The organism is Pacificimonas aurantium (assembly GCF_020092905.1).
In the GTDB taxonomy this organism is placed as follows: Bacteria; Pseudomonadota; Alphaproteobacteria; order Sphingomonadales; family Sphingomonadaceae; genus Pacificimonas; species Pacificimonas aurantium.
In genome coordinates this window covers 393,039-413,176 of record NZ_JAGSGB010000001.1, presented here as the reverse complement: position 1 = coordinate 413,176, position 20,138 = coordinate 393,039, and the positions used below count along the sequence as shown (strand labels likewise).

Annotated in this window: 18 protein-coding genes; 9 read left to right on the top strand and 9 right to left on the bottom strand. The window is 64.0% G+C overall.

Translation table 11 applies throughout. The features are described 5' to 3' along the window. Nucleotides 1-3 precede the first annotated feature (3 nt). Together KCN53_RS02070 and KCN53_RS02065 are read left to right on the top strand one after the other, a co-directional pair. Nucleotides 4-435, top strand: a complete 432-nt coding sequence (locus KCN53_RS02070) for a GtrA family protein (protein WP_224199289.1) — start codon at nucleotides 4-6, stop codon at nucleotides 433-435. A 60-nt stretch (nucleotides 436-495) separates the two neighbouring features. Further along, nucleotides 496-2,280: a hypothetical protein gene (locus KCN53_RS02065; RefSeq protein WP_088711671.1), complete on the top strand. Its 1,785-nt coding sequence runs from the start codon at nucleotides 496-498 to the stop codon at nucleotides 2,278-2,280. Here KCN53_RS02065 and KCN53_RS02060 read toward each other — a convergent pair. Genes KCN53_RS02060 through KCN53_RS02050 form a run of 3 tightly spaced genes read right to left on the bottom strand, consistent with a single transcriptional unit; the run spans nucleotide 2,277 to nucleotide 4,083 of the window. Next, complete coding sequence (locus KCN53_RS02060; protein ID WP_088711672.1) at nucleotides 2,277-2,894, bottom strand: MarC family protein; 618 nt, start codon at nucleotides 2,892-2,894, stop codon at nucleotides 2,277-2,279. The genes KCN53_RS02065 and KCN53_RS02060 overlap by 4 nt on opposite strands. Then, nucleotides 2,891-3,787, bottom strand: a complete 897-nt coding sequence (gene folD, locus KCN53_RS02055; RefSeq protein WP_088711673.1) for a bifunctional methylenetetrahydrofolate dehydrogenase/methenyltetrahydrofolate cyclohydrolase FolD — start codon at nucleotides 3,785-3,787, stop codon at nucleotides 2,891-2,893. Before folD ends, KCN53_RS02060 begins: the two co-directional genes overlap by 4 nt. Continuing rightward, nucleotides 3,787-4,083, bottom strand: a complete 297-nt coding sequence (locus KCN53_RS02050; protein ID WP_088713345.1) for a YggT family protein — start codon at nucleotides 4,081-4,083, stop codon at nucleotides 3,787-3,789. The genes folD and KCN53_RS02050 overlap by 1 nt, the downstream gene beginning before the upstream one ends. Nucleotides 4,084-4,231: 148 nt before the next feature. Between KCN53_RS02050 and KCN53_RS02045 the strand changes: the two genes are divergently transcribed. Beyond that, the gene (locus tag KCN53_RS02045; RefSeq protein ID WP_088711674.1) at nucleotides 4,232-4,741 is read left to right on the top strand and encodes a CinA family protein; all 510 of its coding nucleotides are present in this window, start codon (nucleotides 4,232-4,234) and stop codon (nucleotides 4,739-4,741) included. 9 nt (nucleotides 4,742-4,750) lie between these two features. Further along, on the top strand, nucleotides 4,751-6,805 hold the full coding sequence (locus KCN53_RS02040; RefSeq protein ID WP_088711675.1) for an NAD(+) synthase: 2,055 nt from the start codon (nucleotides 4,751-4,753) through the stop codon (nucleotides 6,803-6,805). Here KCN53_RS02040 and KCN53_RS02035 read toward each other — a convergent pair whose 3' ends face one another. Then, a complete protein-coding gene (locus tag KCN53_RS02035) occupies nucleotides 6,806-7,339 on the bottom strand; it encodes a SixA phosphatase family protein (protein WP_088713346.1) in 534 nt (177 codons plus the stop codon). A 138-nt stretch (nucleotides 7,340-7,477) separates the two neighbouring features. Here KCN53_RS02035 and KCN53_RS02030 point away from each other — a divergent pair, with 138 nt between their 5' ends. The 3 genes from KCN53_RS02030 to KCN53_RS02020 are packed head-to-tail and all read left to right on the top strand — an operon-like array spanning nucleotide 7,478 to nucleotide 11,709. Further along, nucleotides 7,478-10,231, top strand: a complete 2,754-nt coding sequence (locus KCN53_RS02030) for a M16 family metallopeptidase (RefSeq protein WP_088711676.1) — start codon at nucleotides 7,478-7,480, stop codon at nucleotides 10,229-10,231. Nucleotides 10,232-10,261: 30 nt separating this feature from the next. Then, nucleotides 10,262-11,209: an NAD(P)H-dependent flavin oxidoreductase gene (locus tag KCN53_RS02025; protein ID WP_088711677.1), complete on the top strand. Its 948-nt coding sequence runs from the start codon at nucleotides 10,262-10,264 to the stop codon at nucleotides 11,207-11,209. Then, a complete protein-coding gene (locus KCN53_RS02020) occupies nucleotides 11,206-11,709 on the top strand; it encodes a PaaI family thioesterase (protein ID WP_088711678.1) in 504 nt (167 codons plus the stop codon). Before KCN53_RS02025 ends, KCN53_RS02020 begins: the two co-directional genes overlap by 4 nt. On the opposite strand, the gene ald is transcribed toward KCN53_RS02020, so the two are convergent. After that, nucleotides 11,694-12,794, bottom strand: a complete 1,101-nt coding sequence (gene ald, locus KCN53_RS02015; protein ID WP_088711679.1) for an alanine dehydrogenase — start codon at nucleotides 12,792-12,794, stop codon at nucleotides 11,694-11,696. The genes KCN53_RS02020 and ald overlap by 16 nt on opposite strands. Before the next feature lie 217 nt (nucleotides 12,795-13,011). On the opposite strand from ald, the gene KCN53_RS02010 reads away from it, so the two are divergent. Both KCN53_RS02010 and KCN53_RS02005 read left to right on the top strand, forming a co-directional pair. Beyond that, nucleotides 13,012-14,922 carry a potassium transporter Kup gene (locus tag KCN53_RS02010; protein WP_088711680.1) on the top strand — a complete coding sequence of 637 codons (1,911 nt, stop codon included), beginning with the start codon at nucleotides 13,012-13,014 and terminating at the stop codon, nucleotides 14,920-14,922. A 60-nt stretch (nucleotides 14,923-14,982) separates the two neighbouring features. Further along, the gene (locus KCN53_RS02005; protein WP_172406180.1) at nucleotides 14,983-16,239 is read left to right on the top strand and encodes a dipeptidase; all 1,257 of its coding nucleotides are present in this window, start codon (nucleotides 14,983-14,985) and stop codon (nucleotides 16,237-16,239) included. Nucleotides 16,240-16,267: 28 nt separating this feature from the next. Here KCN53_RS02005 and KCN53_RS02000 read toward each other — a convergent pair whose 3' ends face one another. From KCN53_RS02000 to KCN53_RS01985, 4 genes are all read right to left on the bottom strand, one after another. After that, nucleotides 16,268-16,585 (bottom strand): hypothetical protein, encoded by a 318-nt coding sequence (locus KCN53_RS02000; RefSeq protein WP_088711681.1) that lies wholly within the window; start codon nucleotides 16,583-16,585, stop codon nucleotides 16,268-16,270. A 68-nt stretch (nucleotides 16,586-16,653) separates the two neighbouring features. After that, entirely contained in the window at nucleotides 16,654-18,321 is a 1,668-nt protein-coding gene (locus KCN53_RS01995; RefSeq protein ID WP_088711682.1) for an ATP-binding protein, read from the bottom strand. Nucleotides 18,322-18,378: 57 nt separating this feature from the next. Further along, nucleotides 18,379-19,158, bottom strand: coding sequence for a TIGR02186 family protein (locus KCN53_RS01990; protein ID WP_224199288.1), 780 nt, complete (start codon nucleotides 19,156-19,158; stop codon nucleotides 18,379-18,381). After that, nucleotides 19,158-20,075 (bottom strand): sulfite exporter TauE/SafE family protein, encoded by a 918-nt coding sequence (locus KCN53_RS01985; RefSeq protein WP_088713349.1) that lies wholly within the window; start codon nucleotides 20,073-20,075, stop codon nucleotides 19,158-19,160. The genes KCN53_RS01990 and KCN53_RS01985 overlap by 1 nt, the downstream gene beginning before the upstream one ends. Between the last annotated feature and the right edge of the window lie 63 nt (nucleotides 20,076-20,138).

The following is a 20,138-nucleotide window of genomic DNA, read 5'->3' as shown; positions in this document are numbered from 1 at the left end:
CACGTGAAGGACGCTGACGCCACGCTGACCGGGGTTGTGGGCCGTCTGGGCCTCGACCGGAGTTTCGCGGCCTATGTCGCCGTGAGCGCGGCTGCGCTCGTCGCGGACGTGCTGACGCTGGACCGGCTGCTGGTCATTGGCGCGGACGAGCGGCTGGCGGCTGCCCTTGGCTATTCGCTGGGCATCCTGGTCCACTGGCTGCTGGCCTCCCGGTTGGTTTTCGCGTTGGAAGCCGCAGGTCGCGGCTCCGAGGAGCGGCGACGGCAAAAGGGCCTTTTCATCCTGTCAGCACTCGTCGGCCTTGCACTGACTACTGGAATTGTCGGGGCCGGGACGCAGCTCGGCTTCGACCCGCGGCTTGCCAAGCTGTTCGCGATCGGCGTCAGTTTCTTCGCTGTCTGGCTGATCAGGCGACTTTACATCTTCGCGCGCTAGACGGAGGTCGGCATGGCGAGCGCGGCGCCTCCGCGACCATATGAACGAGCCGGTGACGCCATGACCTCACCGCCCTGGCGCTTGGCTGTTCTGGCCACCTGGCTGTTCGTCACGGCCTTCATGTTGTTCGCGGCAAGGGGGCAGTTCGAACTGCCGGTGCCGCGCGGGCCGGATGACTTGCTGCGCATGGTGCAGGTGCGCGACTGGCTGGGCGGCCAGGCCTTTGCCGATGTCTCCCAGACGCGTCTAAACACCCCCTTGGGCGCCCCCATGCACTGGTCGCGCATTGTCGATGCGCCCATTGCCCTCGTCATCCTGCTTCTCTCGCCGCTGCTTGGGGAGGCGCAGGCCGAAGCGGCGGCCATGGTGGTCATTCCCGCACTGACCCTTCTGGCGGTGATCTACGCAGGAACGATGGTAGCGCGGCAGGTCTCCTCCGATCGCAGGTTGATCTTCCTGGCGCCCCTGTTCTTTGCGGCTGTGCCGCTCGTGGCGGTTCAGACCTGGCCGTTTCGCATCGACCATCATGGCTGGCAGATCGCGCTCGCCCTGTCGGCAACGGCGGCGATCGTTTCCGGCAAGCGCCTGACGCGGCCTGCCCTGGCGGGGCTTTTCATGGCGGTCGATCTGGCCATCTCGATCGAAGGCCTTCCGTATGCGGCTTTGCTGGCTGCGGCACTTGCGGTTCCGGCAATTCGCGACCGGGAGCAAGCCCTCGCGCTTGTCGTCTATGTTGCCGTCCTCGCGGTTGTATCGGCCGCCATCTTTGCGCTGACCCAGCCTGCGACCATGTGGTCGGCAACTTGGTGCGATGCGCTGATGCCGGTATATTTCGGGGCGTTCGCCGTCGCGGGGCTGGGGCTTCTCCCGCTCCTCAGTTCATATGTGGGCACGCCGCTGCGACGCGCGGGCGTCATTGCCGCGGCGGGGCTGGCGGCCTTCGCTGCGATCTTGGCTATCGAGCCCACCTGCGCCGCCGGTCCGTTCGCCCGCCTCGACCCGATCGTGCAGCAGCATTGGTATGGCCGTATCAACGAGGGGCTTCCTCTCTGGCACAGCTCGGGAACGCTTCAGTTCGGGACGGCGCTGCTTTTTCTGACGGGTGTCGCAGGCTATGTGCTTGCCCTGCGCAAACGATCCTCCAAGCATGTGCGGACGCTCGCCTTCCTGTTCTTCGGCGCGGCTATCCTCGGTATCTTGGTCATGCGCGCCTCCGCTCTGGCCACCGCGCTGGCGATACCCGGCATTCTCGTTCTGCTGGCGGCAGCGCTGGAGCGTACCGAGCGGGTGCGACGACCCTGGCGCCTGCTCGCGAGTTTCGGCGCGATCGTGATGCTCTTTCCGGCAACCCCGCTGATGGCTTGGACACTTGCGTCGGCGGCGGGGAAACAGTCCCATGATGACCCTGAAGCCGGCTCGGTGGAGGGCGGCGGCAATGGTGGCGCAGCGGCAGCAGTGTGCAAGCGGCCGTCCAGCTTCGATGCCCTCGCCTCCATGGCCCCCACCCGGCTTCTGACCCAGCTCGATATCGCTCCGGCGATCCTCTACCGGACCCCGCACGCGGTGGTGGCGAGCAGCCATCATCGCAACAATGACGGGATTGCCGCCACCTTGTCCGCGTTTCTGGGCGATGCCGAGGGCGATGAGGCCCGGCGTCTGATGCAGGAGCGCGGGTTGACGCACCTTGTTATCTGCGTGGGCAGCAAGGAGCTAAACAGTTACGGCAAGGCAAAGCCGGAAAGCTTTGCGGCCGCGCTAAACCGGGACGAGGCGCCGGCCTGGTTGACCCGCGTGCCCGCTAAAGGCGGGAACGCCGCTCTACGGATATACCAGCCGAGCGACTAGACGAACGTCGCCGCCAGCCCGTCGATCACATATTGCGCTGCGAGTGCGGCGAGGATGACGCCGAGCAAGCGGGTGATCATCGCCTCCATCTTGTTGCCCAGCACCCGCAAAATGGGTCCCGCTGCCAGAAGCGCGGCCAGGGTGAGCAGGAGGACTAGCCCCAGGGCCGCGAAGACGACGCCGCGCTCTGTCAGGCTGCCCGCCTCGCTCATCAGCAGCATAATCGAGGCGATCGAGCCCGGCCCGCCGATCATGGGGATTGCCATGGGAAAGACCGACACATCCTCGACTTCGGAATGGCCCACTTCCTCGGCCCGCGCTTCGCGGCGTTCGGTGCGTTTCTCGAACACCATTTCCAGCGCGATGATGAACAGCATGATGCCGCCCGCAACGCGGAAGGAATCGAGCGAAATGCCAAGCGCCCCGAGCAGCGCCTTGCCGAAGAAGGCGAAGACCAGCAGCACGGCTGCCGCGATCAGCACCGACCGAATTGCCATGGCACGGCGCTGCGCTGCGGACGCAGACGTCGTCAGGCTGTAGTAGATCGGCGCGCAGCCGGGCGGGTCGATCACGACGAACAGCGTCGCGAACGCGGAGATGAACAGCTCCATCACAGCGCGGGAGCAGTAAGCCCGGCTCTGCGGTGCGCGGCCTTCACGGTGTTGAGTAGCAGACCCGCGACGGTGGTGGGGCCGACCCCGCCCGGAACGGGCGTTATGGCCGCGGCGGCCTTAGCGGCCTCCTCATAGGCGACGTCGCCCAGCAGCCGGGTTTTGCCTTCGCCGCGTTCGGGGGCGGGAATACGGTTGATGCCGACATCGATCACCACGGCGCCGGGCTTTACCCAGTCGCCCTTCACCATTTCGGGCCTGCCGACCGCGACAACGAGGATGTCGGCCATGCGCGTAAGGTCCGGCAGGTCGGCGGTGCGCGAATGAGCCTGGATCACTGTGGCGTTGCGCTGGAGCAAAAGCTGCCCCATCGGCTTGCCGAACAGGTTCGAGCGACCGATCACGAGCGCAAGCTTGCCGCTCAGGTCTCCGCCCAGCTGCTGCGAAATCATCAGGTCGCAGCCCATGGGAGTGCACGGGACGATGCCGGGAAGTCCGCTGATCAGGCGGCCGGCGTTGACGACGGTGAGGCCGTCGACATCCTTGTCCGGATCTATGCGCTGGACGGCGCGGTCGGAATCGAGGTGTCGCGGCAGGGGCAGCTGGACGAGAATGCCGTCGACCTTGTCGTCGGCGTTCAGACTGTCGACCAGTGCCAGCAACTCGTCCTCGCCGGTGGTTTCAGGCAGCCGGTGCTCGAAGCTTTCCATTCCGGCGTCCATCGTCGTCTTCACCTTCGAGCGGACGTAGACGTCGCTTGCAGGGTCGTCCCCGACCAACACGACGGCGAGTCCCGCCCGTCGCCCGGCCTGGGCCTCAAACGCGCGGGCGGCCTCGGCGGCCTTGGCGCGCATGTCGGCGGCGAAGGCTTTGCCGTCGATACGCTCGGCCGGCATCAGGCCCCCAGAATCTGGCTGGCGACCCCTTTAAGGAGCTCTTGCGCAGCGATGAAGCCAAGGATCACGACCATCGGCGTCAGGTCGAGACCGCCGAGATCTGGCATCAGCCTTCGGATCGGGCGATAGACCGGCCCGAGGATGCGCTCGATGCCGTAGTAGATGCTACGCACGAAGTTGTTAGACATGTTGACCACGTTGAACGCGATCAGCCAGCTGAGAACCACCTGGGCGATGACGATCCAGATGCCGACCTGAAGCAGCATCTGCAGAATATTGATGAGGGCGAGGGCGATTTGCATGGCGCTCCGCTTTGGCGAACCGGGTTTCGGGAGGGGCGTGGGGACCATCTAGTGACTGCGGTACGATCCGGAAAGCTTCAGCTGTGGGAACGGTGAAGTTGCCACTCCCGTTGTCGTTTGAAAACGAGAGGTTGGACGGAAAATGGCCGACACGGAATCGCTCAAGGGCGCCATGCCCGCCGATATCGAGGAAATGGCCCAGAACCTGTTGAGTGCTGCGTGCGAGAAGGGTGTGCCGCTGGCGACTGCCGAAAGCTGTACGGGCGGCCTGCTGGCATCGCTACTCACCGATATTCCGGGGTGCAGTCATATTTTCGAACGCGGATTCGTCACCTACAGCGATGCAGCGAAGTGCGACCTGCTCGGTCTGCACCGCAAGCAGATCGACGAGTGCGGCGCGGTGAGCCGCGACGTGGCGATCGCGATGGCGCAGGGCGCGCTCGACCGCTCGAATGCGGGCCTGGTGGCCGCCCTGACGGGCTTTGCGGGTCCAGGCGGGGATGATGACGAGGAAGGGCTGGTTCACATCGCAGTGGCCCGCGCGAACGGTGAGCCGCGTCACGAGGAGTTTCATTTCGGTGCCAAGGGACGCGGACCGATCCGGCTCGAGGCCCTGCGGGCCGCCCTCGCCATGATGCACGAAGCGCTCTAGGCACGGGCCATGGCGACGCAGCATCCTTTTCATTCGCTCGGCCGGCAGGGGTTCGTCCGCATCGCCTGCGCGACCCCGCTCGGTACGGTGGGCGATATTTCCGAAAATGAGGAGGCGCATGTAACGCTTGCCCGCGACGCGCATGATCAGGGCGTCGACCTTCTGCTTTTCCCTGAGCTCAGTATCAGCTCCTACGCCCTCGACGATCTTCACCTTCAGGAAGCTCTTCTGGACCGGGTGGAGGGCGCGGTCGCCAGCATCTGCGAGGCGACGGCAAAGCTGCGTCCGGTCATCGTCGCGGGCGCCACGCTGCGGCGTGCGGACAGGCTCTACAATTGTGCGCTTGCCATTCAGGGCGGGCGAGTGCTTGGCGTCGTTCCCAAGAGCTTTCTCCCCAACTACCGGGAATATTACGAGAAACGCTGGTTCGCCCCGGGTGCGGGCTTGACCGGCCTCAGCATCGACGTCGCAGGAGAGGCTGTTCCGTTCGGAACCGACCTCATGTTCCGGTCCACCGTCCACCGGGACTTCTCTTTCGGCATCGAGATCTGCGAGGATTTTTGGGCGCCCGTCGTTCCGTCCACGGCCGCGGCCCTCGCCGGCGCGCATATCCTCTGCAACCTGTCGGGCTCGAACGTGACCATCGGCAAGTCGCGCGACCGCAAGCTGCTCGCCGCGGCTCAGTCGGCGCGTACGATGTCGATCTACGCATTTTCCGCCTGCGGGCCCGGGGAATCGACCACCGACATGGCCTGGGACGGGCAGGGGTTCGTCTATGAGCTGGGTGACCTCCTCAAGGAGTCCACGCGCTTCGACTGGCACGCCCAAACGCTGATATGCGATGTCGACGTTCAGCGAATCCGCCTTGAACGCATGCGGACGCCCACCTTCAATGATGCTGGACGCGCGCTCGACGCTCCCACCTTTCGGACCGTCGAGTTCACACCCGCCGAGGACGAGCCCGAACGTAGGCTGGACAGACCGCTGCGCCGCTTCCCCTTCGTTCCGAACGATCCGGAGAAGCTGGATGAGGACTGCTACGAAGCCTTCAACATTCAGGTCGAGGGGCTCGCGAAGCGATACCAGTCCACCGGCGGCGACAAGCTGGTTATCGGCATCTCGGGCGGGCTCGATTCCACCCATGCCCTCATCGTGGCCGCCAAGGCGTTCGACCGGCTGGGCATAGACCGGAAAAACATTCTCGGGTTCACCATGCCCGGTTTCGGGACGTCCGACCGCACCAAGTCGAATGCTCATGAACTGATGAGCGCGATGGGGATCACGGCGGAGGAGATCGACATACGCCCTTCGGCGCGCGACATGCTTGAGAAGATGGGCCATCCCTTCGCCGAAGGAGAACCTGTCTACGATTTGACGTTCGAGAATGTGCAGGCGGGCCTTCGCACGGACTATCTGTTCCGGCTCGCAGGGCAGCGTAGCGGCTTCGTCGTCGGGACGGGGGACCTTTCCGAACTTGCGCTCGGCTGGTGCACCTACGGTGTCGGCGATCAGATGAGCCATTACAACGTCAATGCCGGGGTTCCGAAGACGCTGATCCAGCACCTCATTCGCTGGTGCGTTTCAACGGACCAGTTCGACGAGGCGGCGGGGCGCGTTCTGACAGATATTCTGGGAACGGAGATCAGTCCGGAGCTTGTTCCGGCGGGCGAGGATGGCGAAATTCAGAGCACCGAGGACAAGATCGGTCCATATGCGCTGCACGATTTCTTCCTGTTCTACACCCTTCGCTACGGCCTGCCGCCTTCGAAGATCGCTTATATGGCATGGCACGCCTGGCGCGATGCCGAAGCGGGAAGCTGGCCGCAGGGAATTCCCGAGGATGCGCGACCCGAATATGACCTCGCCACGATCCGCAAATGGCTGGAGGTGTTCGCCGGCCGCTATTTCGGCTTTGCGCAGTTCAAGCGGTCTGCCCTGCCGAACGGTCCGAAAGTCTCCTGGGGCGGCAGCCTCAGCCCGCGAGCCGACTGGCGTGCGCCTTCGGATGGAACTGCCAAACTGTGGCTGGAAGAGCTGGGGACGAACGTTCCCGAGACCGGGTAACTAGTCCGCGTCCGGCCCCAGCGCCGGGTCGAGGTCTCGCGGCCGCACCAGCTTCTCGATGGTAGCGCAGCCCTCTTCGAGGCTGGTCCAGTCGTCGGTCTTGAGCGCCATGACGCACAGCGTCGCTGTGGGATATTTCACATCCACTTCGCGGCGGGCGGGGCCGTCATCCTTCGGCACGAGGTGGAATATCAGGTCCTCAAGGCCGGGATTGTGGCCGACAAGGAGCACCCGCTCCCCGGTACAGTGCGACAGGACGTCGAGCAGGCTTTGCACGTTCGCCATGTAGATATCGCGTTCGTCGCGCACGGAGAATGGCTGGCCGTAGCCGTCGGCGAAATGGGATATGGTCTCTCGCACTCGCCTGGCCGGAGATGCCACGGCTTCGTCCCAGCGTATTCCGGCACGGGCGGCATGTTCGCCCACGGTTCGTGCGGCGCGCGCGCCCTTGTCGTTAAGCGGGCGGTCGAAATCGGACTGTCCCTGGTCGTCCCAACTCGATTTGGCATGCCGCAGCAGGATCAGATGCTTCATATTGGCGATCCAGCTACTTCCTTTGTGACTGCGCGTCATGAGAAAGATCGGTGACGGCTCTCCCTCTCTTTCCTTCTTTCGCCGTTTTCGTCAAAGCTTTACCCACGGGTGATTCTTCATTTTCGGTGGGCCGATTTTATGATGCGTGTGTTGGGTACCTGGCTTGTCGCCGCGGCGGCGGCGATGTTCTCCGTTTCGGACGCGTCTGCGCAGGGTGGCGTTGGCGGGCCCTCCGAAGCGCTCGTGTCGCAGGTAGAGATTCCCTATGAGAGTTTCACGCTCGACAACGGTCTGCGCGTCATTACCCATACAGACCGGAAGGCGCCGATCGTCGCGGTCTCCATTTGGTACCATGTCGGTTCGAAAGACGAGCCGGAGGGAAAGACCGGCTTCGCCCACCTGTTCGAACATCTGATGTTCAACGGTACCGAACATGACGACCGCGACTATTTCGAGGCGCTGCAGGAAATCGGCGCGACCAGCTACAACGGAACCACCTGGTTCGACCGCACCAACTATTTCCAGAATGTCCCGACCCCTGCTCTGGAGCGGATCCTGTTTCTGGAATCGGACCGCATGGGTCACCTGCTGGGCGCCGTGACGCAGGAAAAGCTCGATGCGCAGATCGGGGTCGTCCAGAATGAAAAGCGGCAGGGCGACAACCAGCCCTTCGGAACCACTTGGTACCGCATATTGGAGGGACTGTTCCCGGAAGGACACCCCTATCGCCATTCGACGATCGGCTCGATGGAGGACCTGTCCAACGCCACGCTTGACGACGTGAAGGAGTGGTTCCGTAGCTGGTACGGGCCGAACAACGCCGTCCTCGTTCTGGCCGGCGATATCGATGCAGAGACCGCCCGGCCCCTGGTCGAGAAATATTTCGGCGACATTCCGCCTGGCCCTGCCAACCCGGGCCGACTGGAAGCGTGGGTGCCGACGCGCGAGGACACGGTGCGCGAAGTCATGCAGGACCGCGTTTCGAATGCCCGCGTCTATCGCAACTGGGCAGTTCCCGGTCTGCAGGACGAGGTTTCGAACGACCTGACGGTAGCGGCCGCTATCCTCGCCAACGGCCCGACCTCCCGGCTGTATCAGCGCCTGGTCCGCGACGAGCAGTTGGCGACCGGCGTGTCCGGAAATGTGCAAACGCTGGAAGCCGTCGGGATTCTCCAGCTGACCGTCGATGTGCAGCCCGGCGGCGATGTCGCGGCAGTGGAGCGCATCGTCGACGAGGAAATCGCGCGGTTTCGCCGCGACGGCCCGACCCCGGAGGAGGTCGCGCGCGTGGCGATGCGCATCGTCTCGGGAACGGTGCGCGGACTGGAATCGGTCGGCGGTTTCGGCGGCAAGGCGGTCACGCTGGCGCAGGGCGAGCTCTACTCGGAAAATCCCGAATATTATCGCGAGCAGCTCGAGGATTTCGTCGCGCTGACGCCGGAGGAAGTGCGCGCCGCCGCAGCCGAATGGATGGACACGGGTGGCTACGAGCTTGTCGTGACCCCCTATGGCCAGCTTGCGGCGTCCACCGAGGCCTACGACCGTTCGCAGCCGCCTGCCGTCGGCGATCTCCCCAGCCTCGATTTCCCCGATGTCGAGCGCGCCGAACTGTCGAACGGTATCGAGGTGACCTTCGCGCGGCGCACGGCCGTTCCCGTCGTCGAGATTGCGGCGGTTTTTGATGCCGGCGACGCAGCCGATCCGCGCGATGCCCTGGGCACGCAGGCGCTTCTCCTGTCGCTTCTCGACGAGGGGACCGAGACGCGCAGCGCCAACGAGATCGCCGAGGCCGAAGAGAGGCTCGGCGCAAGCATCGGCGCTTCCTCGGGAAGCGATACGACGCGCATTGGCCTGAGTGCCCTCACCTCCAATCTCGACGCCTCCCTGGAACTCTATGCCGATATCGTGCGCAATCCGGCCTTCGCGCAGGACGAACTCGACCGGGTGCGCAATATTCAGCTCGCCTCGATCGAACGGGAGATGACTCAGCCCCAGGGGCTTGCACTCCGGTTGCTGCCGCCGCTTATCTACGGCGAGACGCACCCCTACGGCATCCCCCTAACCGGAACCGGAACCGCAGAAGGTGTCCGTTCGGTCACGCGCGAGGACCTGTTCGCCTTCAGGGACAGCTGGCTGCGCCCGGACAATGCGGAGATTTTCGTCGTCGGGGACACCACCCTGGAGGAAATCCTGCCGAAGCTGGAGGCGCAGTTCGGCGACTGGCGCGCCTCCGGACCGGTGCGCGGAACCAAACTCTTCTCGGATGTCGAGCCGCCGGCGGAGAGCCGCATCGTTCTCGTCGACCGGCCGGAAAGCCCGCAAAGCTACATCTTCGCCGGTTATCCGCTCACCGTGAAGGGCCTCGACGACGACATCGCCCTGGCGGTCGCCAACGTACCGCTGGGCGGCATCTTCACGTCGCGGCTGAACATGAACCTGCGCGAAGAAAAGGGTTGGAGCTACGGAGTGCGCTCTTCGATTTCCGGCGTGCGCGAACAGGCGCCTTTTTACGTCACGGCGCCGGTGCAGTCGGACCGCACGGGCGAGGCCCTGGCCGAACTGCGCAGCGAGATTGCCGATTTCGTGGGCGGCGACCCGATCACCGAAGAGGAAACCGTCGAAACCATCGCCTTCCTGACCGGGCGGCTGCCGGGGGCCTATGAAAGCGCCTCCTCCGTGCTGGGGGCCCTGATCTCCAACGCAAATCTGGATCGGCCGGACGATTATCAGGAGACCTATGCCGAGCGGCTGCGGGCGCTGGACGCCGAGACGGTGGCGGCCCGGGCTCAGGCGGAGATCGATCCGGACAAGCTGATCTACGTCGTGGTCGGAGATGCGGCGGTCGTGCGCCCCCAACTTGAACAGCTCGGTCTGCCCATCGAGGAGCGCTAAGCCTCCCGCCTTTTAACGGGGGAGCGGCATATGGCTGTCAGGACGCGGGTGACCGAGATGCTGGGCATCGAAAAGCCCATCATCCAGGCGGCGATGGGCTGGATCGCGCGGGCGCAGCTGTCCTCGGCCGTCTCGAACGCTGGCGGCATGGGCATCATCGAGACTTCTTCAGGCGAGCTCGACGCGGTGCGCGAAGAGATCAAGAAGATGCGCACCCTCACCGACAAGCCGTTCGGCGTGAACGTCGCGCAGGCCTTCGTTCGCGATCCCGATATTGTGCAGTTCATCATCGATGAGGGGGTTCGCTTCGTGACGACATCCGCCGGCGATCCTCAGCGCTATACCGGCATCCTGAAAGAGGCGGGCCTTACTGTCTTCCACGTCGTTCCCAGCCTGTCGGGCGCGCTTCGCGCCGTGGAGGCGGGAGTCGACGGCCTGATCGTGGAGGGCGGCGAAGGCGGCGGCTTCAAGAATCCGAAGGATGTCTCCTCGATGGTGCTGATCCCCCAGGTCTGCGAGGCGGTCGACGTGCCTGTTGTCGCGGCCGGCGGGATCATGGACGGGCGGACGATGGCAGCAGCCTTGGCCCTTGGAGCGGAAGGCGTTCTGATGGGAACGCGAATCCTCGCATCCACCGAATCGCCGGTACACGCGAACTGGAAGGATAGGATCGTGGAGGCGGATGCCACCGATACCGTCTTTCTCAACCGGTCAGGGCCGGGACCCGCGCTGCGCGCGCTCAGGACCGAGCGAACCTCACGCCTGCAGGAAACCGGTTCGGACAATATCTTCGCCGAGTTCGCCGACACGCAGAAAGTCTATTTCGAAGGCGATCTGGAAGCGGGTATCGCGCTGACGGGCCAGGTGGCCGGGCGCATCTCCGACGTGAGGCCGGTGGGAGAGATTTTCGAGCGCACCATGGCAGAGTTCGACGAAGTTAGGGGCCGGATGTCGCGCCTCGGAGAGGGAACCGCATGAGCAAGGAATTCGACCCGGAGCAGATCGCCGAAGCCGACGCACCCGACGGGTTCAGGCCGCTCCCCTTCGCGGAAGGCTTCATCGAGGGGAACGGGCCGATTTTCGTACGCCCCGACTCCGTCGAGCCGGTGTTCGGGGTGCGGGTCGTGCCCCGCATGTGTAACCCGCTCGGCGTCATCCATGGGGGAATGGTGGCCACGCTTCTCGACATGGCGCTGCCGCTCACTCTGAGGTTTCAGGAGGAGTCATCGGGTGCGCCGCCGCGATTTCTGCTGACGGTGAACCTGACCGTCGATTTTCTGGCCGGGGCGCGTATCGGTTCCTGGCTCGAGGCCCGGTCGCGCGTACTTCGGCAGACCGGGCGCATGGCCTTTATCGACGGCACTTTGTCGACGAGGGAGGAAGGGCTCGTTGCCCGCGGCAGCGGCGTTTTCCGTCTCGGCAAGGCCGTCCCGGAAGTGCCGCCGCTCGTCATTGCGGACGATCAGGCCGGTTCGTAGGGCAGGTCGAGCGCCTTTGCGACGGCCTCGTGCCGGATCTTGCCGCCTGACACATTGAGGCCGTTGGCAAGATGCGGGTCCTTCGCCATCGCCTCTTCGGCGCCCACGCCCGCGAGGCGGATGATCAGCGGAAGCGTGGCATTGTTGAGGGCAAAGGTGGACGTTCGCGCGACGGCCCCCGGCATGTTCGCAACGCAATAGTGAATGACGTCTTCCTCGACATAGACAGGGTCCGCATGCGTGGTCGGACGTGAGGTTTCGAAGCAGCCTCCCTGATCGATCGCCACGTCGACGACGACCGATCCGCGGCGCATCGTCTTCAGCATTTCCCGCGTGACGAGCTTGGGCGCTGCGGCGCCGGGAATGAGCACTGCGCCGATCAGCAGATGCGAGTTCTCTACCGCCGTCTGCACGGCCGCCTGGCTGGCATAGACCGTCTTCACGCGGTTCTGGAACAGCTCGTCCAGTTCGGCGAGCCGGCTGGTGGAGACGTCATAGATGGTAACGTCGGCGCCGAGTCCTACCGCCATCTGCGCGGCGTTGAAGCCGGAGACGCCGCCGCCCAGGATCGAGACCTTCGCGGGCGCCACGCCTGGCACGCCGCCAAGGAGAATGCCGCGTCCGCCCTGAGCCTTCTCTAGATAATGTGCGCCGGCCTGGACGGACAGGCGTCCCGCGACCTGGCTCATGGGCGAAAGCAGGGGCAGCCCGCCGCGAGCGCTTGTCACCGTCTCGTAGGCGATCGCGGTCGCGCCGGATTTCATGATCGCCTCCGCCTGAGGCTTGTCCGCGGCGAGGTGGAGATAGGTGAAGAGGACCTGTCCGTCGCGCAGCCAGCCGCATTCGTGCAGCTGCGGTTCCTTGACCTTCACGATCATTTCGGCGGTCGCGAACACCTCCTCGGGGGTCTCGAGGATCTGGGCACCGACGGCCCGGTAGTCGTCGTCGGAAAAGTCGATACCGCCCCCGGCCTCCGTTTCCACGAAGACCTGATGCCCGTTCTGCACTGCCTCGAATGCCGCGGTAGGCGTCATGCCGACACGATATTCGTGGTTCTTGATTTCCTTGGGGACACCGATCTTCATGACATTACCTCTTTCGCGGGGGCAGGGGCACTGGAGGAGAAAGACGCCCGGCGGGCCGAACCGGACAGCCGGAATGCCCGCGCCTCTAGCGTAATTTTATTACTCCGCCAAACGAAGCGAGTCGGCTGCGGTGAACAGCCGGGATTTGCGCAGGCCCGAGGGTCATGCTAGGCGCGCGCCTCCGTTTTTGCAGATGCGAACGGCCACATTCGGTCCCATGTCCAGCGCTACAGCTCATACCGGCGAAGATCGCCACAAGGCCATTGCGAAACTCGCTCTCGGCGCCATCGGTATCGTCTTCGGCGACATCGGTACGTCGCCGCTATACGCGTTCCGCGAAACCTTCGTGGGCGCCCACCCGCTCGCGCTCGACCCGCTTCATGTCTACGGCGTCATCAGCCTGATTTTCTGGTCGATGACGCTGGTGGTGACGATCCAGTACGTCACCATCATGATGCAGGCGGACAATAAGGGGCAGGGCGGCAGCCTTGCCCTGTTGGCGCTCATCTCCCGGTCGGTGGAGCGAGCCCGGTTCGGGCGCATCATCGTCATTCTGGGCGTATTCGCCACGGCGCTCTTTTATGGCGACTCGATGATTACCCCGGCGATCTCCGTCCTTTCGGCGGTCGAGGGCCTCACGGTGGTCAACCCGGACCTGTCGAGCCTCGTCATTCCGATCGCGCTGGGGCTTCTCGTTTTCCTGTTCCTGATCCAGTCGCGCGGTACGGCAAAGGTGGGCGCGCTCTTCGGCCCCATCATGCTGGTATATTTCGTGACCATCGCGACGCTCGGCCTGGTTCACATTTCAGATCACCCGCAGATCGTCCTCCACACGCTGAACCCCTGGAATGCCGTGCAGTTCTTCATCACGGACGGATTCCTGGCCTTTCTGGCACTAGGCTCGGTCGTGCTGGCGGTCACGGGCGCGGAGGCGCTGTATTCCGACATGGGCCATTTCGGCCGTCGTCCGATGCGCATTTCCTGGCTCTGGTTCGTCATGCCGGCCCTCCTGCTCAACTATATGGGCCAGGCGGCGATGATCATGAGCCTGGACGCGGACGGTGCGACCGAAGCGATCAAGTCGCCCTTCTTCCTTCTTGCGCCGGACTATCTGCGCTTTCCGCTCGTCATTCTCGCGACCGTTGCGACTTTCATTGCCAGCCAGGCGGTGATCTCGGGCGCATTCTCCGTCACCCATCAGGCGATCCAGCTGGGCTTCATTCCGCGCCTGTCGACCGTGCACACCTCAGAATCGGAAGCGAACCAGATCTACATCCCGGTGATCAACTGGGCGCTGATGATCGCGGTGATCGTTCTGGTCCTGACCTTCCAGAACTCCTCCAATCTGGCCGCCGCCTATGGCATTGCCGTGACAGGAGCGATGTTCATCGACACCGCCCTTCTGGCCGTCCTCCTGCTCTCCGTATGGAAGTGGAAGCCCTGGATCGCCGTGCCGCTTCTCGCGATCTTCTTCATCGTCGACGGTGCCTATTTCACCGCGAACCTGACGAAGGTGCCGGAGGGCGGCTGGTTCCCGCTGGTCGTAGGCCTCTTCGCCTTCACGTTGCTGACGACCTGGGCCCGGGGCCGCGCCCTGATGCGCAGCCGCATGCAGGAAGCGGCAATGCCGATGGAGATTTTCGTGAAGTCGGCGGCTGCCGGGGCCACGCGGGTTCCCGGTACGGCGATCTTCATGTCCTCATCGTCGAAGGGTGTTCCGCATGCCCTTCTGCACAATATGAAGCATAACAAGGTGCTGCACGAGCGCGTCGTCATCCTGACGGTGCATATCCAGGAAGTGCCCTACATCCCTGTCGAGGACAGATGCGACGTGAAGGACCTGGGAGAGGGCTTCTTCCGCATCGTCCTCAGATACGGGTTCATGCAGGAAACCGATATTCCGCGCGCGCTCGGCCAGCTAAAGGATGTTTGCGGGCCCGAATTCGACATGATGACCACCAGCTTCTTCCTGTCGCGCCAGACTTTAATCGCCGCCGACCGACCCGGAATGGCCGTCTGGCGCGAGAAGCTGTTCGCCTGGATGCTGCGAAATTCGGCAACCGCGATGGAGTTTTTCCGCCTCCCGACGAACCGGGTTGTTGAACTGGGAAGCCAGGTCGAAATCTGAGGCTTTGACCAGAGGCCGCTACGAACGCAGAACAGGTCATCGCATTTCTGTTGAGGGGGGATGACCTTGTTCGCGCGCGCACTTCTTGCTGCTTTCCTGATGACCGCTCCTGTTCTGGCGCAGAACGATACCGACAGGGCGCGGGAACTCCTTTCCCAAGCGCCGGTCTTCGACGGGCACAATGATCTACCCTTCGCCATCCGTCTGGCGAACGAGCACCGCGTTTCCGACTTCCCCTATGAACGGCTGGACGACCGGTTCGCCGATGTGGTGACCGACGCCGAGCGGCTCGAGGCGGGTGGTCTCGGGGCGCAGTTCTGGTCGGTCTATGTCCCGGCCTCTTTGCCCGAGCCCGAAGCGGTCGTGACCGTGCTTGAACAGATCGATATCGCGGACCGGCTGATCGCTCAGCATCCCGATCTTCTCGAAAAGGCGAAAACCGCTGCGGATGTGCGCCGCATCATGGCCCAGGGGAAGGTTGCCAGCATGTACGGCGTCGAGGGCGGCCATGCGATCGCCAACTCGCTTGCCGTCCTTCGCAAGCTCTACGACCTCGGCGCGCGCTATATGACATTGACGCATTCGGCGTCACTCGACTGGGCCGACAGCAGCACGGATCAGCCCAAGTCCGACGGTCTTTCACCCTTCGGCGAGGAGGTCGTGCGCGAAATGAACCGGCTTGGGATGCTGGTCGACCTCAGCCACGTGTCCGAGGCGACGATGAACGATGCCCTCGACGTGGCCGAAGCGCCGGTTATCTTCTCGCACTCGTCGGCGCGGGGCGTCTCGGGGCACCCGCGGAACGTTCCCGACAGCGTGCTTCAGCGGCTGCCGGACAATGGCGGCGTGGTGATGATCACGTTCGTTGAACCGTTCCTCAACGAGGGGCGGCGTCAGTGGAGTGCACGGCAGGCGGCAGAGGAAGCGCGGCTGAAGTCGCTAAACCCCGGTTGGACCGACGAACAGGTCGACGCGGCCATGCCCGAGAGCGAGATGCCCAAGGCCAGCCTGTCTGATGCAGCCGACCATATCGACTATGTCCGCGATCTGATCGGCGTGGACCATATCGGGATCGGCGGCGATTTCGACGGCATCTCCACCTATCCCGAGGGGTTGGAAGATGTGTCTACTTACCCGGCGCTGTTCGCCGAATTGCTGCGGCGAGGCTATAGCGAGGAGGACCTCGCCAAGATCTCCAGCGGTAACATTCTCAGGGCCTTGGAAGCCGCGGAGACCGTCTCGACGCGGCTGAAGCGCGAGCGGGCCCCCAGCGAGCTTCTGTTCGTGGAAGACGAAACCGGAGAGGCGGGGCAGTAGCGCCCGCGTCTCCGGCTGTCTCACCCGCTTAGTTCTGCGGCTCGTCCATATCGCCGGTCATGGGGTCTGCCGGCTCTATGGCATCCGTCGACATGTCGTCCATCATGGGATCGCTTTCGAGGTTCTCCATGTCGGACATCATGTCGTCCTGTTCGCTCATGACGCTGCCATAGTCGTCCGCGCGGTCGTCCATCAGTTCGCCCATCTCTTCGGCCGGACCCTCGTCGAAGACGCCGTCGGCATTGTTCAGATCGTCGATCTCTTCGCCGGCTTCTTCGCGGGGGCCGTCACATGCTGCGAGCGTCAGTGCAGTCGCGGCGGCGGTCAGGATAGCAATCTTACGCATGGTCATTCTCCTCGTACCAAGACGGGAAGCTCAATCCGCTGCGATGCCTGCTAGTTCCCTGGGCCGCTTTACTTTCCCTGCCCCCTCCAGCGGTGAATAGTTCTCTCGAGGATTCCGGCTTCGTCTCCGGTTTCCTTCCAAAGCTTCGAAAATACAGGGTCTTCCGATGCCGGTCGCAGGTTCGCTTCCAGCGTGTCGAGCCGCACGCGGATGGGGATCGATACGCCTTCGCCGCAGATGACGCACTCGCGGTTTCTGAGTGCGGCGATGGAATCCAGGAACCCCTTGGCGCCTTCCGGCATGGCGTTGCGCACGTACATCTGGTCGCGCTCGTTGTTCAGCCGCATGGAGATGATCGTCCCGCACTGGGACAGCACGCCCTCGGCCAGGTCCGATGGTCTCTGCGTGATAAGCCCGAGCGAAACGCCATATTTGCGGCCTTCCTTGGCGATCGATTCCAGCACCTTCTTGACCGAACTCGGCGCCGCGTCCCGGTCCGACGGAATGTAACGGTGCGCCTCTTCGCAGACGAGCAGGATCGGGCGTTGCGGCTCGCGCCGCGACCAGACCGCGAAATCGAACGTCAAACGGCTGAGGACGGCGACGACGACGGTCACGATGTCGGTCGGAACGCCCGAGAGATCGATGATGGAGATCGGCTTGCCGTTGGCAGGCATGCGGAAGATCTTCGCCATGAACTCGGCCATGGTGTCCGACACCAGCAGCCCGTTGAACATGAAGGCGTAGCGAGGATCGGCCTTCAGCTCCTCGACCTTCGTCTTCAGGCGCATATAGGGCGCAACATCACCAGCCTTCTCCAATTGGCCCATGGCGGCGGAAAGCGCGGCGATCAGGTCACTGAGGAGATAGGGGACCGGGCTGTCGACCGTCAGCTTCCCGAGTGACGAGGCGATCCGGCTTTTCGATCTCGCTTGCAGGAGCGCCTTTGCGAGGACGTCCATGTCCCGGTCCCGCTCGGCGCCTTCGGTCGTGACGAGCACTTCGCAATGTTCTTCGAAGTTCATCAGCCAATAGGGCAGTTGCAGATTGTTCGCGTCGAAGATGCTGCCGTTCGACGAGAAAGCAGCCGAATATTCGCCGTGCGGGTCGAGCATGACCACATGGCCTTCCGGATTCTGCTGGACGATCCGGTGCAGCATCAGTGCGGTGGCGGTCGATTTGCCGGTGCCGGTGGAGCCCAGTAGTGCAAAATGCTTGCCGAGCAGCGCATCGATATAGAGCGCGCCCTTCACATCCTGGGTGGGATAGACGGTGCCGACGGAGATGTGGGCACGTCCGTCAGAGGCATAGATGGCGGTCAGGTCCTCCCGGCTGCAAGGCGACACCTTCGCCTGCGGAATCGGATATTGCGTTACGCCGCGCCGGAAATTGGCCATCTGGCCGCCGACGCCCTCTTCGCCTTCTCCCAGGAAGTCGATCTCGGCGATCACCGTATCGCCCGCATCGGGGTCGGCGGTGAGCGTCCGAACGGTTCCCACCAGCCAGAGTGGTCCGACGGCAACCTTGACCTGGCTGCCGATCTGCCCGGCGCTTGCAAGCGCCGGATCGCTGCTGGCCTGGAGCGTGCGCAGTGCCGAAAGGTCGATTCGAGCTGCCGCGGCGCCGCCCCGGATTTCGCTGATCTCGCCGATCGTGCGGCCTGCGGCTTCCTCGCTGCCCGCGCTGTCATATGAGGACGACGACGCCGATGTCGCCGAACCGAAACCCTGATCCATGCACCTGCCTCACTCTGGTCTTTCCAGAGCTTGTAGCGCAGCGCGCCTAAGGAACGGTTAGCGGCGGATCACGGCGCTCGCGGTCCACCCCAGGATCAGTGCCAGGGCGACGGACGCGATGCCATAGGCCAGGCTCTCGCGCTGCGCCGCGACATAGACGTCGCGCTCGAACCCGGACTTTTCGACGTCGATGGTGCGGGTGGTCGACGCGGCCACTTCGCCGTCCTGGATCAGGTGGATCTCGACAGTGTAGGTGCCGACGGGAACCGCGCTGGGGATGTCGATACGTGCCTGGTAGAGGACATTCTCGACCAGATCGACGCCGTCCGGACTCGATCCATAGAGTGCCGCCTCGATCCGGGACCGGAGAAATCCCTCTTCGAACGTCGCGACCTTGTCGGGGTCGGCGCCGGTTGGGGAAAGCTGCAGGAATTCCGGCGACAACTCGAAAATGGCTGCGGTACGTTCGTCGACCATGTCGAGGATCGGCCGGCTGGACGCCGCCCGAAAGAAGCTTGGCGCGGTTTCGAAGCGAACGGAGTCGGTATTGAGCCATAGACCGAGGACACGCGACTTGCGCCGAACCGTGATCGACTGCGGCGGCCCGCGCACCACGATGACGACATCGGGCGACTCTTCGGGCAGCCGGCCATCCGCATATTGCACCGCGCCGAAGACCAGCAGTTCGGCGCCGGCGAAGGTGTAGACGATATCGATCCGCGACTGGGACAGGTCTGCAATCAGACGCGGCGGAATCGCGCGGTCCTGCGCCCCTGCCGGCGCCGGAATGAAACAGAGGGCGGCGAGCAGCACGAAGAGGGGCTTCAAACTGCGCATCACATGCCGACCACGTCGACGCTGTAGAGGTTCTCCGGCTGCCAGGTCAGCCCGATCAGCAGCCGAATCGCGACGACAAGAACCAGGATGGCAAGCGCCATGCGAAGCTTCTCGGCCGGCAGGTTCATCGCCACGCGCGCACCGACCTGCGCGCCGATGACCCCGCCGACAAGGAGGAGGGCCGCTAACACGATATCGACTGTCTTCGACTGTACGGCGTGCAGCAGCGTGATCGCTGCCGTTGTGAAGACGATCTGAAAAAGGCTCGTGCCCACGACGGCCGTCACCGACATGCCGAGCATGTAGATGAGCACGGGCACCATGATGAGGCCTCCGCCGATGCCCATGACGAAGGTCAGCACGCCGACGAGCAGGCCGATGATGAACGGGGCGAGGGGCGAGATGTAAAGCCCGGCGGCGCGGAACCGCATCCGGCCCGGCAGGGCGGAAAGGATCGATCCGCGGCGCTTCGACTTCTTGGCTTTCTGGCCGGTCGCCTGCCGGCGGAGCGTGCGGGTCGTCTCGACGAGCATCGACACGCCGACGAGCGTCAGAAAGAAGACGTAGATCAGGGTGATGGTGACATCGATCTGGCCGATATTCTGTAGCGCGCGGAAAATCACCGAGCCGATACCCGCGCCCACGACGCCGCCCGCGACGAGGACGGCGCCCATCTTCACATCGACGCCGCCGCGGCGGAAATGCGCCATCGCACCCGACACGCTCGAGCCCGTAACCTGAGTGGCCGAAGAGGCCACGGCTACCGCGGGCGGGATACCGTAGAACATGAGGAGAGGCGTCGTGAGAAACCCGCCGCCGACGCCGAACAGGCCGGACATCATGCCCACGGCAAAGCCAAGGGCGACGATCACGGCGGCATTCACGCTCAGTTCCGCGATCGGCAGATAGATGTCCATGCGGAAGGGCTTAACGACAAGCATGACCGCTCGCCACCGTTGCGGCGGCGGGGGCGCGCGATT